The sequence below is a fragment of the Bacteroidota bacterium genome (genome assembly GCA_039111535.1).
GTDB lineage: Bacteria > Bacteroidota > Rhodothermia > Rhodothermales > JAHQVL01 > JBCCIM01.
Genome location: JBCCIM010000172.1, coordinates 1 through 13,694, shown reverse-complemented (window position 1 = coordinate 13,694; position 13,694 = coordinate 1). Strand labels below are relative to the sequence as shown.

Annotated in this window: 8 protein-coding genes; 6 read left to right on the top strand and 2 right to left on the bottom strand. The window is 52.5% G+C overall.

Annotated features, from left to right (window positions below; translation table 11 throughout):
- Positions 1-342 precede the first annotated feature (342 nt).
- Positions 343-2,010, bottom strand: coding sequence for a DUF1501 domain-containing protein (locus tag AAF564_20835; GenBank protein MEM8488010.1), 1,668 nt, complete (start codon positions 2,008-2,010; stop codon positions 343-345).
- Positions 2,011-2,030: 20 nt separating this feature from the next.
- The gene (locus AAF564_20830) at positions 2,031-3,692 is read right to left on the bottom strand and encodes a DUF1800 domain-containing protein (protein MEM8488009.1); all 1,662 of its coding nucleotides are present in this window, start codon (positions 3,690-3,692) and stop codon (positions 2,031-2,033) included.
- Between the two features lie 270 nt (positions 3,693-3,962).
- Here AAF564_20830 and AAF564_20825 point away from each other — a divergent pair, with 270 nt between their 5' ends.
- The 6 genes from AAF564_20825 to AAF564_20800 form a co-directional block, all read left to right on the top strand.
- Positions 3,963-4,535 carry a sigma-70 family RNA polymerase sigma factor gene (locus AAF564_20825; protein MEM8488008.1) on the top strand — a complete coding sequence of 191 codons (573 nt, stop codon included), beginning with the start codon at positions 3,963-3,965 and terminating at the stop codon, positions 4,533-4,535.
- Between the two features lie 138 nt (positions 4,536-4,673).
- Positions 4,674-7,424 (top strand): serine/threonine-protein kinase, encoded by a 2,751-nt coding sequence (locus tag AAF564_20820; GenBank protein ID MEM8488007.1) that lies wholly within the window; start codon positions 4,674-4,676, stop codon positions 7,422-7,424.
- A gap of 186 nt (positions 7,425-7,610) precedes the next feature.
- Positions 7,611-8,519, top strand: coding sequence for an SIR2 family protein (locus AAF564_20815; protein MEM8488006.1), 909 nt, complete (start codon positions 7,611-7,613; stop codon positions 8,517-8,519).
- Entirely contained in the window at positions 8,520-12,086 is a 3,567-nt protein-coding gene (locus AAF564_20810) for a hypothetical protein (protein MEM8488005.1), read from the top strand.
- Between the two features lies 1 nt (position 12,087).
- Entirely contained in the window at positions 12,088-12,582 is a 495-nt protein-coding gene (locus tag AAF564_20805) for a hypothetical protein (protein ID MEM8488004.1), read from the top strand.
- Positions 12,583-12,594: 12 nt separating this feature from the next.
- A partial coding sequence (locus AAF564_20800; protein ID MEM8488003.1) for a hypothetical protein occupies positions 12,595-13,694 on the top strand: 1,100 nt, incomplete at its 3' end.

Genomic DNA, 13,694 nt, shown 5'->3' with positions numbered 1-13,694 from the left:
CCTGAACGGTCTTTATGACCATATGACAACACGATCTTTTTCCCGCTTCCAGGTGCTTTACAGTCTAACTTAGCAATGCTTCTCTAAGCCACAAGGCTAACATACTATGACAGGTGTAAAACGGGCTGCTATGCCTCATTCGACACTCGGCATTCAACACTCGGCATTCAACACTCGGCATTCAACACTCGGCATTCGACACTCGGCATTCGACACTCGGCATTCGACACTCGGCATTCGACACTCGGCATTCGACACTCGGCATTCGACACTCGGCATTCGACACTCGGCATTCGACATTCGACATTCGACATTCGACACTCGACACTCGACACTCCTCCCTCACCTCACAACTACCATTTTCCTCGACTGTATTCCGTTTGGGCTCACCATCCGGTATAGATAGGTGCCAGATGGTAAGTGGCCGGCGTCAAAGGCAATTCTGTGCTGACCGGCTGCATGAACGCCATTTGCAAGCTCTGACACCTGGCGACCTTGTATGTCAAACACTTCAATTTGGACTGCCCCCGGCTGTTCGAGAGAAAAATCGATTGTGGTTTGGCTGGATACCGGATTGGGATAATTCTGTCCCAGTGAGAAAGAACCAGGACCTTCAGCAAACTCGTTGCTTACAGGCTCAGCAGGATCTTCCACAAAACCAAGCGCCTCATACGTGTGGCCCAGCATCGCATCCGCTACAACATCCGGCGCAACGCCAAACCAGTTTTGCAACACCGTAGCGTAGACGGTCCTGAAGTCGATTTCAAACTTCATATTACCGGCATTGTCGAGGTCATCCAATACAGGTGCATTCCCAAACAATCCCCCTTTGACCCCCTCACCAAAGATAAACAGCGGGGCCGCTGTACCATGGTCTGTTCCTTGAGATCCATTTTGACCGACGCGCCGGCCAAATTCCGAGAAGGTCATGACCATTACATCTTCTTCGAGGCCAGCCACCCCGATATCCTGCATAAAAGCATCTATTGATTCAGACAGGTTGCGCAGTAAATTTGCATGCGCGCCCACCTGATTTGCATGGGTATCAAAACCGCCAAGCGTCACATGATAAATTCGAGCGCCCAGCTCCCCTTTGATGAGCCGTGCAACTATCGACAGGTTTTGTGCAAGCGGATTGCCGGGATAGGTTGTTTCGTTAATGCCTTTTTCTGAAGCATCCTGCACTGCGCCGGCATAAATGAAGGAGTCGTTGGCCACAGAACGCACGTAGGCCATCTCATCAGCAAAAGCCGTTGTTGGTAAATTTTCGAGGCTGTATAGCTGTCCTTCGTTTGCAAGACGCTCAAAAAAGTCTGCATTGATGAGTGACATCCCCATGTTGGTTGCCGGCCCCTGGAAAATGAGGGAGGAGACACCGCCAATCTGTACGCCTAATGGGAAATCAGGGCGTTCTTCTTCAAAATCGGGATAGGCCCCGTTGAGGTAACGGCCCAGCCATCCTGATTGCACAACCGTCTCGCTGTCGCTACCTGTCAGCCAGATATCGGTAGAGCGGAAATGAGAGAGATTGGGATCAGGATACCCCACATTCTGAAGCAGGGCCATGTTACCCTCCTGGAAAGCCGCATTGAAATAATTCAGCGACGGGTGTAACCCCATGTCTTGCCCTACGGCAAAACTTTGTGCTGTCGTTTTGTCAATTGCGATGTTCGGCCGTTCCTGGTAGTAGATATCATTTTCGTAGGGGACAACGGTATTCAAACCATCATTGCCTCCCCCAAGCTGCACCAGCACCAGCACCCGGTTGCTATTCTGCGCGCGTAATTCGCGGATCAAGGGGGATTCAGCCATTGCGCGAATAGGCGTTCCACCAAGCATAAACGTGCCAGCGAGCGTCGCACCAAGTCCTGTTATGAAATCGCGGCGCGACCATGCAACGTGGTCGATCACGTGAGCGGCGCCATCTTCCAGTCGGCTGCCAAGGCGGGGACCATGAGATACTGTTGTAGATTTTTTACACAGGGATTTGTCACTTTTAATTTTCAACATGCAGAACCACCAACCGGAAATCAGGCCAACTGAAATTCAGGGCGTTGCGTGAGGAAGCGGGCGTAGAGCGCCAACAATATGGGTGCGATATCAGCAGAAAGGTCCCATTCGTACCAGGGCACGCCGGCCAGGAAAATTTTGGCCAGGTCGATAGCATAGGCCGGCCCGTTTAATACCTCCTCGGGAATAGGGAAATTGACCAGGTCACCACCAAAAACTTCAGTGACTGTCCCGATATCGAGGGTATCCAATGGCACAGGCAATAGATACGAAGCCAGTGCTACAGGAAGTTCAAAGGCTGCGTTTGGGGAATTTGCTCCGGGCAACTGTGCTACGATGGGGGTCATGTCGACCAGGTCTTCCCCATTATTACCAAAAAGAATGAGATCAGAGAGAAGCAAACGGATAGGGAGCGAAGTTGTGGAAATCCACGTGCGGTACCCGGGCCAGCCGGCGACGTTGGGCGGATTTAACAGGTCTTGCTGCAGGAATATTGCCGCTAGACGCAGAAAAGCTAGCTGCTCAGGCGTAGACTCCTGACCAACATCAACCGGCATCCCCGTAACCATGGCTATCGGACTTTTCAATTGGGCGCCGATGACGGCTGCATCGAAAAAATGTGCACTTTTCAACAAGCGAGTGAGCACGGGCTCAATTTCAAAATTGGCGATTAACAGATCTTGCGCCAATTCATCAACGATAACCGGATCAGGGACAGCGTATACAAATTCTTTGTACAGCTTCTCGCAGATGAAATAGGCTGTCTCGGTACCCCGCTCCTGGAAAATGATATCAACTACATCGTCGTATCCCCAATTCCCTGTCTGGCCCAGAATGGTCTTTTCGCCATCGTCAAAACGACTCGGATTAAAAACACCAACATGGTTGATGTAATCGATGATCCAGCCCGTGAGCGCACGTGCGGCTTCCACGATGTCTTGCTGGGAGTAATTGTCGTTGCCGGCGCTGTCTTTCGGGCTCATGGTAAACAGCTCAAGCAATTCACGCCCATAATTTTCATTGGGCTCTCCCACGCGGTTTGTATTCCCGTCGAGGTACTCGAGCATCGCAGGATCTTTGCCAACTGCCCGCACAAAGTCTTTCAAGTTGCCAAAAGCATTTTCGCGCATCAGTTTCAGGTAGCGGTACGCGTGCATGGCCAGGAAGTAGTCGTCGTATTGCGTGGCAAAATGATTATGCCAAAAAAGTGTCATTCGCTCGCGTAATCCAACCGACATAAGTAGCGCAAACCATTCATCCTGGAATTCATAAAGCCAGGCAATGTTATTGGCCACAAAAGCATCAATCTCTTCCTGCGTCCCATTAAAAGGCGGAATTTCGTCTGCCCATGCCGGCTTTTCAGGAAAAGGAGTTGCCGTTGTATCGAGGGCCGCAGCGATGATGCCATCAACGGCATCGCTGGCTCCGGTGCCAATCAGTCCGTTAATCTGGTCTATGGGCGCCCCAAACTGGGTACGGCGGAGCAAATGGCCGGCGGTCTGCGCATCGAGCGGCGATTCGAAAGGTTCGAGCCCTGCTGAAATGTTCAGGGGCGCACCGGGCCAGGGGGCATGGGCAAGGCGAACGGGTTCCTGGCGTTGAAAAGCCGGCGGCAGGGTACGCGCGCGATCCGCCAGTTGTGCTTTGCCGCTTTCTAAAATACGGGATATATCCTTGGTCATAACGTGTACCATTTCTTTTCTCAATGGCAAAATCAATTTGAGATTATCCAGGGCTTATTTGCTAATGCGCAATTATCTGCCCGAAGTGCCCACGATGTAGCAAAAAAAGATGTGATTCTTCAGAAAAAAGCATTTTACCCGTACCCGGTGCCCAGGCAGATTATGGCTATTTTGGCCCCAAATACCTACTTTAAGTACCAGTTGTAGCAACTCTGCGGGTGTGTGTTTAACAGTAACGAATAGTAGTGTAGATCTGCTATCCTTCCGCCCATGTCTGAAGCCCCAAAAGAAATAACCCAGTTGTTGTCTGATATTGCCTCTGGTGATACAGATGCGCTGAATGCTATCATGCCGCTCATTTATAATGACCTGCATGAACGGGCACACCGATACCTGAAAAATGAGCGCGGTAACCACACATTAAATACCACAGCACTTGTCCATGAAGCGTACCTCAAGCTGGTCGGACAGCAACAGGTTGACTGGCAAAACCGCGGCCATTTTTTTGGCGTCGCGTCGCTGGTCATGCGACGTATTCTGATCAACTACGCAAAACAGCATCAGGCTGAAAAACGTGGTGGAGGTGTTGCACCGCAAACCTTCCTTGAAGACTTTGTCATCAAAGAAGCGCGATCTGAACATTTGCTTGCGCTGGATGAAGCCCTTCAACAACTGGAAAGACTAAATGAACGCCAGGCCAAAGTGGTTGAACTGAGATACTTTGGTGGTTTGACACACGAAGAGGTTGCAGAAATCCTCAGTCTATCTGTGCCCACCGTGCGCAGAGATTGGCGCTTTGCCCGCGCGTGGCTGAATCGTGAATTGAAAGCTGACGCATCCTGAACGGCTCATTTGTAGAAAATTACGCCGGCGTGATCACTTTTCAGTCTTTTTCCTGCGTCCATACATAAACCCTCCCGTTCTCATATAACAGGTGCCTTTCCCAAAAGTGCCCTTTAACCAGCTAGCGTGCCATAGCCCATGAACCCGGAACGATGGTCACAAATCCAGGCCCTGTTTGATTCAGCGCTTGAACAGGACCCACCCAAACGCATCACTTTCCTTAAAGCAGCCTGTAAAGACGACGTTGCCCTGTATAACGAAGTAGCCTCTTTGCTGGCCTCCGACCAACAAATCAACAGCCTCATCGACGGGCAGGCACTCGATGCGGTTACCGTTTCTGATCAGATGATGAGCGAGGCCAGGCTTGAAAGCCAGCTTTTTGGTCCGTACCGGCTGATCAAGAAACTGGGCCAGGGCGGCATGGGCATCGTGTACCTTGCTGAACGCGCAGATGGGCAGTTTGAGCAACAGGTTGCCTTAAAGCTCATCAAGCGTGGCATGGACTCCGAACAAATCGTTCGCCGTTTTTTGGCAGAAAGACAGATTCTTGCGCGCCTCGATCACCCCAACATCGCACGTTTGTTGGATGGCGGCATGACGGAAGAAGGACAACCCTATTTTGCCATGGAGTACGTGGAAGGCATTCCACTTATCCCCTATTGCAACGCAAAAAAACTCAGTCTTCCAGAGCGGCTTGCGCTCTTCCAGCAGGTATGCCAGACCGTGCAATACGCACACAACAACCTGATTGTCCACCGGGACCTCAAACCCGGCAATATTCTAATCAGTCGCGATGGCCGGGTAAAACTCCTTGACTTCGGGATTGCGCGTATGCTTACTGCAGATGATACAGATACGCCGGCACCAACAGTCCTTACCCAGGTAGGCCAACGGGTCCTGACACCGGAATATGCTGCGCCGGAGCAAGTGACCAATCAGCCCATAACAACACAAACCGACGTTTATGCCCTTGGCGTAATCCTGTACGAATTGCTAACTGGCCTGCGCCCCCTGAAACTGACCAGCCACTCCCCCGCTGAAGTGGAGGCCATTATTACCACCCAGGAGCCAGCAAAACCAAGCGTGTCGGTGCGCAACAACGAACGTTTTGAAGAAACCCACGCGATCACGCCGGAAAAAGCACAAAAGAGCCTGCGCGGCGACCTCGATACCATTTGCCTGAAAGCTTTACAGAAAGAGCCTGCACGACGCTTTGGCGCAGCAGAAGAACTCAGGCAAGATATTGTTCGGCATCTCAACGGGTTGCCTGTCACCGCAAGACCAGACGCCGTTTCCTATCGCGTAAGCAAGTTTTATGGCCGACATAAAGCCGGCGTATGGGCAACGTTGCTCGCGTTACTTGTCATGGGAACCATTGCTACCGTTTACACCATTCGCCTCGGTGAAGCACGCACTGTTGCAGAAATGGAAGCATCCAATGCTGCACAGACGGCAGAATTTCTCAAAAGCCTTTTTGAAGCGTCCAATCCGCTTGTGGCAAAAGGCGACACAATGAACGCGCGGCACATGCTCGATGCCGGCGCCACACGCATTGCAGAGGAATTAGCTGACCAGCCGGCGGTACAGGCATCCCTCCTGAAGGTAATTGGCGACGCCTACAACAGCCTCGGCTTATACCCACGCGCAGAGAAGAGCTATACAGAGGCCCTTACCTTCACTCGTGGTACGCAGGGTGCCGGCTCAGCGGATGAAGCACTATTGTTGAAAGACCTGGCAGGTATTCGACATTCGCTGAGCGATTTTCCTACAGCCGATTCGCTCGAGCAGCTTACCCTTGCTATTCAGAAAAAACTGTATGGCGATGAGCACCCCGAAATAGCAGCAACGATATTGAACATGGCCAGCACCCAGCGCTCGATGGGCAACTATCAAACAGCAGTCCCACTCTACGAGCAGGCTGTTGCAATGAATGAAAAACTACTCGAGAAAGACGACCCCGAGTTGGGTTGGAGCATCAACAGCCTCGGCTGGGCTTATTATAATCTTGGGCGCTACGACGACGCCATTGCAGCTTATAATCGCGCTGAAGACATCCAGCGTATGTATCTCGGCGCCGACCATCCCGACCTTGCCGCCACACTCAACAATTATGGTGGCTTGTTGTGGACCATCGGTGATTATGCAACCGGCGAACCCAAAGTGCGCGAATCCCTCGCTATCCGACGCGGTTTGTATGGAGAATCGCATCCAGAAACCATGCAAAGCATGAACAACCTGGCTACACTGCTCTTCCGCAAAGGGGAGATCGATGCAGCTGAACCACTCTATAAACAGATCCTTGAAACCAATACCCGGCTGCTGGGCGAAAAACACCGATACGTGGCGTCTACCACGAGTAGCCTGGGGGCAGTAATGCGCGAAAAAGGCCGGCTAGACGAAGCCGAAGCACTCCAGCTAAAAGCCCTCGCCATCCGTACCGAATTGTTTGGTGACAATCACCAGCAAGTAGCTGTCTCAAAAAGCAACCTCGCCAGCGTGTACCAACTACAGCAGCGATACACAGAAGCAGCTGCGGTGTACCGCGAAGCACTCGCCTTCTGGCGGCAACAGGAAAAACCACCTATTGTCATGGCATTTGCCCTTACCGGGCTGGGCCGCGTGCTCACTGAAACAAGACAAACAACGGAAGCAGAACAGATGCTTCAGGAAGCCCTCGACTTGAGGATGAATTTTTTGGGTGAAGATGACCTGCTCATTGCAGAAGTTCAGGGTGCGCTAGGCCGCCTCGCGCAAATCCAGGGCGCACCAGAAAAATCAACAACCTTGCTAAAGAAGGCCCTCGCTTCGTTTGAAGCCAATGAAAAGACAACAGACCGCCGCGCACTGGAAATTCAAGCCTGGCTTGAGAACGATGGACAAGCAGATTAATGCCCTCTGCACACCTTCCCGGATGATAAAATAATGCCTTTTTTTGCGTATACTGACGCTTAATCAAGTACGGTTTCGCATAACGATATGGACCACCTTGTGTAGCCGCAGCATCCAGATAAGTTAGCTGTTAGATGCACACATTCCTTCTTATGCCTCACCTGCTCCCCGAATTATAAACCATAGATGCCAAACATTACGGACCAAAGTAACCAGATACTGGAAGATCGAGAGTGGGAATTGTTGCTGCGCAGGATCAGGGACGGAAAATGTACGCCCTTCCTCGGCGCCGGCGCATGTTATGGTATCTTACCCCTGGGTAGCGATATAGCAAAAGCCTGGGCGAAAGAATACGACTACCCGATGGAGGACGTATATGATCTCCCACGCGTCGCCCAGTACCTTTCTGTACAATACGATTCGATGTACCCGAAGGAGGAATTGATTAAAGACTTCTTCAGTGATGGAAAAAAACCAAACTTCCAGGACGACGACGAACCGCACAGCATCCTCGCCGGCTTGCCGCTTCCTGTATACCTGACTACAAATTACGACAACTTCATGGCGCAGGCCCTCGCAGATGCCGGCAAGAAGCCGAACCGCGAATACTGCCGATGGAATGAAACCATTAAACATAACCCATCGATTTTCGACGATGCCGGCTTCGAACCCGACGCCAGCAATCCGCTGGTCTTTCACCTGCACGGCCTCGACGAAGTGCCCGAGTCGCTTGTCCTCACCGACGATGATTACCTGGACTTTCTGATCAATATTTCTCGGGACCAGAACCTGTTGCCGCACCTGATTCAGCGTGCGATGGCTGGCTCCTCCCTGCTGTTCATCGGATACAGCCTCGAAGACTGGACTTTCCGCGTACTCTTTCGCGGGCTCGTAAATGCAACGGAATCCGCATTACGCCGCATCAGCGTAGCCGTACAACTGCCACCGGATGCACCGGAATCAACCCAGCGGCTCATTCAGAAGTACCGCAACATGTACTTCGACAAAATTGACATTCGCATCCATTGGGGTACTGCCCGTGATTTTGTTGAAGAACTCCGCGTCCGCTGGCAAGCATTTTCGGACAAAGGCTAAATGGGTGCCGGCCCACACATAGAAAACCCTTACGTTGGTCCACAGCCGTTTGAGCAAAAGGACCAGAAGCGTTTCTTTGGCCGAGACCAGGAAGCCAATGAATTGCTTTCGCTGGTCATTGCCAACCGGATGTCGCTGCTCTATGCGCAATCTGGCGCCGGCAAAACTTCACTCCTCAACGCCAAGCTTTTTCCAATGCTGGTTGAGCGTGAGTTTGAAGTCCTCCCTGTAGCCCGGGTGCGTGGCCTCATCCCCGAAAGTATCCCGCCCGACGAGGTGCCAAATCCGTTTGTCCTCAACACCCTGATCAGTTGGTCGGACAAAGACACAGACCTTACGCAGTTGACAGATGAAAGTATCGGCAGCTACCTCAGCGCCCGGTCCCATCCACTCGACTCCACAGGCTTGCCGGCACCACGGATTATTGTGTTTGACCAGTTTGAAGAGTTGTTCACCGCGTACCCCGACCGCTGGCGGGACCGCAAAGGCTTTTTCAATCAGGTGGTTGAGGCACTCGAAGGTGGCCCCGTCTTTTTGCAGGCAGAAAGCCTCACCGACCCACGTGGTCTCTGGCAAACGCTTCATAACACCGACAATCCGCTTTCAGCATACCTGCGGCCGTTCTTTTCGAGCAGCATGCAGCGCCGGCTCGAAGCGGACGATATGCCTACCATTGCTGACTTTGCCAACGAGCTAAACCGCCTGATCCGCCGACAGGGCCTCTTCAGGGCAGACCAGACAGCAGAAGCCAGCCTGGTTGCAAACACGGAAGTACTGCTTGACAAATTGCCAGACACCGAGGCAGCCTCACATCTCCACCGGCTGATTCGGGCGAACAATTTTGCAACGGGCATGCCGGTCAAAGCACTGGCATTCTCTCCAGCTGTTGAGAACCTGATTCTGAGCAACCCGCGGGGTACCGCGCTGCAAAAGCTCAACCGGATGTTACTTGAAGCAGCATATCCACAACATCTGCCCAAAACATCAGTTGGCGATCCGTTGCTGCGGGTGCTGTTTATCATTCGGGAAGACTTTATTGCACAACTGGATCCTTACCTGCCGGACCTCCCAAACCAGTTACGGAGCCGGCTGCGCCTGATGCGATTGCAACAACGCGCAGCCCTGGAAGCCGTCAAGAAACCGCTTGTGGGCACCTCGCGCTCCTTCGCAGAAGGCGTGGCAGAGCGGCTGGTCGGTGAACTGCTCAAAATCAATGTTGAAACTGAGTACGGCGACGTGGTCTCCCTCAAAGGAGAGTACGTAGAGCCAGTGCAACTCCAGGTGGTCTGTGAGAACCTGTGGAACGACCTGCCAGACGACATTACAGAAATTACCGACAGCCATGTATCCCGGTTTGGCGACGTCAATGAGGCCCTCGGTGCATTTTACGAAGCCACGATCCTCAAAACGGTAGCCGGCTCCGGTATTCCGGAGAGTACGCTGCGTAGATTTTTCGAGCGCACGCTACTCACTCCTGCCGGCACCCGTGGCACCGTGTATCGGGGACTCACAGAAACCGGCGACATCACCAATGCAGCTGTTGATATTCTGGAAGATCGCCACATCATCCGTGGCGAATGGCGCGGCGGCAGCCGGTGGTATGAGCTGACACACGACCGGTTTGTTGAGCCCATCCTGGAATCGAACAAAAACTGGCTTGAGAAAAATGCCGGCACACGGGAGATTTACAACCTGCTGGAGCGAAAAGCAGACGAGTGGACAGAGACGGGACAGGAGCCGGCGGCATTGCTCAACGAATACGACCTGGAACGCGCAGAGCGCTGGCTGGATCGCCCCGAAACAGCTTCTCTTGACGTATCTGACCTTGTCAAAGAATACGTAAGCAATAGCAGGAAAGCACTGGATGCCCGTACCATTCAAAGGGAACGGGGACTTGCCCGGCGGTACCGTCGCTTCCTTATGTTTTTAGTATTATTGCTCGTGCCAGCAGCCATCATCTGGTATAATGCAATCCAGGCTGTAGAAAAAGCAGACGAAGAACGGAGAAACACGATAGCCCTGGCGGACTCACTCGAGGAAGTTACCGAGGGGAAGCTAACCAGAGCCATCGCTATTATCGATTCACTGAAAGTCATTGCTGATTCTGCACAAATCAAAGCAGATGCAGTTATTGCTTCAGCGCAAGCCAGAGAAGATAGCGCGCTTACAGAACTTTATGCGCTTAACACGCGCATTGACTCGGCAAACATGCAACTGAAATTTGCCGAAGCCGAATTGACAAGAGCAGAGACGTTGCGTGTGGAAGCTGATCGATACGCAACACAAGCCAGGCGAAGAGCTGTACAAGCAGACTCGGATCGCGAGGGGGCCATTGAAAAACTTAATCAAGCCCTCGCACTGGCCATTGCGGATATGTCCCGGCGGCAACTAAGCCTGGGCAGGGCGTCCCTTGCCGCGCTGCTTGCCAAACAGGCCCATGTATTTGATCGAGAAGGCAACAACCAGTTTGAAGGCCAGGTGTACGAAGCACTACGTACCTCACTGAATGCCCTGAGCCCCGATAGTACGTCACAATTAGGTGGTCCACAAACTTACTTTGATCACCAGGCCCGTGGGCAAGTACGGCACGTGGCATACAGCCCTGATGGGCGCTGGCTGGTATCCGGAGCGAACAATGATTTTGTGCGGGTTCGCAATCTAGAGACAAATACTACATTTAACCTTAATGACGCCCGTATCAATCCGCGTTGCCTTGTTTTCAGCCCGAACAATGACTTATTGGCGGTGTGTGATGCTAATGGAGGGCTGCAATTGTGGGCGTTCACAGAAGCCGGCCCCTCACAGTCGGTTTACAAGGCGTTACCGCTGGTAGCACAAGATGTTGCCTTTGACCCAAAGGGCGAAGTGCTCGCGCTAATTTCGCGGGAAGGTTGGCTGTACCGATGGACATTGGATAGTGCAGATGGTGACATCGAATCCTTTATCCACCCGGACCCTGTTTTCAGAACCCTCGCGGCCAGCCCGACGCAGCCGTATCTGGTCGCTGCTGACCGTGCCGGCAAATTGTACCTCTGGGAAAACTGGGCCACCATAAGCGAAACCCCTACGGTTGTAGAAGGCGGCCAGCAAGGTATAAACACCATCGCATTTGCCCCAAATAGTAGAACGTTTGCAACCGGTGGCGAAGACTACCGGGTGCTCCTCTGGCAAGTCTCCCAAGACAGCAATCGCATTACGCAACTAGAGGAATTACTCGGGCATCTCGGCCCGGTTAACGACCTGTCTTATAGCAGGAATGGCGCCCTGCTGGCCTCGGCTTCATCCGACAAAAGCATCCATATCCGGTCAACGCGCACCATCGAAAGACGACCGCTGATCTTGCAGGACCACGACTTTTGGGTCTGGTCAGTAGACATTCACCCGAACAACCAGCGTGTTGCTTCGGGGAGTGGAGATGGTACCGTACGCATCTGGATCACTACGTCAAACGAGTTAGTCGACAGAATATGTCAGGTTTTGCCCGGTGGGCAACTTACACCCCAAGAATGGGAAACCTACATTGGTAATGATTTTGACATAGACCAGTACCAGAAACCCTGCCCGTAAAATGACACAATCGATCCGTATAGCCTTCACCTACTGCTGGCTCCCGGTTTTGCTGCTCGGGGTGCTGGCACCACCTGCTTTTGCCCAAACCAACTGCAAGGCGCAAATCGACAATGCTGCGGACAATTTCGAAATTGGACGAGCGGATGATGTAATCCGGTTGCTCGACCCATGCCTGGAAAGTAAAGAGGTTGAAAAAGATGACCGGGTTGAGATGTATCGCCTGTTGTCGCTCTCGCATCTGGCAAAACGCGACTCGGTCACGGCGTTTAGCTATGTAAAGGATCTCATTAAAACAAACAATCGCTTTAAATCGCGCACCATTACAGATGACCCGCAGTTCCAGCAGTGGGTAAATGAGTTGCGCCCCAAATGGCACCAACGGTGGCTATGGCGTGGCGTCATCGCCGGCGGCTTTGCCGGCACCTATCTCGGGGTCCGCGCCCTCACAGCCGCAGATGACCCGCTTCCTCTCCCACCAACTAACCCCCAATAAACAACCAACACGTTGCGTCTCGCTTGCCACATAACGTTTTCAGTCCTAATCCTGCTGGTGCTGGTCCCGCTATCCAATGCGTATGCCCAATCCTCACCCGTTATCAGCAATATTGAACTGAGCCCAGCATCACCGACACATCAACAAATCGTGAACGTGTCGGCCACCGTTTTAGCTGATTCTGCAATCACCTCAGTATCCATTGTTGAACTGAATGTGGGCAACGACATCCCCATGCAGTTGAGTGGCAACAACACCTATACCGCGGTCTTTTCCGGACAAGATGCGGGCACAACCATTACGTTTAAAATCAGGGCGCAAGACAAAAACAACAATACCACAACGTCCACGCAGCAGTCTTATGTTGTGGGCCTGGCGAGCTTCCAACTCAATGCCGTCCTGAATGAACCGGACAACGTGGTGACACTCTCCTGGGATGCCGTTCCAGGCGCCTCGTCTTACGACGTCTATCGGTCCCTTGAGCCGGGTGCTGATATTGTGATCCGTTCCGGCCTGACAGGTCCAGGCTATATTGACGATCGTATCGGTAGCGCACGCGAACTGTACTATCGGGTTGCTGCAATTCGTGGTAATACTACGCAGTTTTCCAACGAGCAAGGCATCTTTCAGGCATTAAATGCTTCCCCATTTTCAATTGTAGGCGGCCGGCTCGATACACTGCTTGTTGCCCCTGCTGCTGACAACCTCATTTTCCCGGAGCTCGTTTTAAATTTGAACGAACTGTTTGTAGACAGCGATGGGGATCTCCTCATTTTTTCGATACCCGACCCAGGCATGTTGTTCAATCCGCGCCTGGTCGATGACAGCGTGCTTGTTGTAAGCTTCCCGCCCGTACTCGGACAACTCAGTTTTCGCGTAGGTGCTGATGACGGCAGAGGAGGGTCTGCATTTGTCAATTTCACCGTTACACTCGATGCCCCGCCCCGCTTTGCCCTGGATGGCGGCGAACCTGATGTTGATCAAGCGCCCACACGCGACACCCCTGTAACGATTACTGTTGATGTTGATGATAACAACCTCGAATTCACGTTTCATGCTCTCGCTCTTCGCTCGCTGAGTGGATTTCTTCCTTCAGGCAATGAAAACTTCTG

Bases quoted from the DNA above. Each gene is read 5' to 3' on its own strand.
- AAF564_20835 (MEM8488010.1), bottom strand. From the start codon at position 2,010: ATGTTGAAAATTAAAAGTGACAAATCCCTGTGTAAAAAATCTACAACA.
- AAF564_20830 (MEM8488009.1), bottom strand. From the start codon at position 3,692: ATGACCAAGGATATATCCCGTATTTTAGAAAGCGGCAAAGCACAACTG.
- AAF564_20825 (MEM8488008.1), top strand. From the start codon at position 3,963: ATGTCTGAAGCCCCAAAAGAAATAACCCAGTTGTTGTCTGATATTGCC.
- AAF564_20820 (MEM8488007.1), top strand. From the start codon at position 4,674: ATGAACCCGGAACGATGGTCACAAATCCAGGCCCTGTTTGATTCAGCG.
- AAF564_20815 (MEM8488006.1), top strand. From the start codon at position 7,611: ATGCCAAACATTACGGACCAAAGTAACCAGATACTGGAAGATCGAGAG.
- AAF564_20810 (MEM8488005.1), top strand. From the start codon at position 8,520: ATGGGTGCCGGCCCACACATAGAAAACCCTTACGTTGGTCCACAGCCG.
- AAF564_20805 (MEM8488004.1), top strand. From the start codon at position 12,088: ATGACACAATCGATCCGTATAGCCTTCACCTACTGCTGGCTCCCGGTT.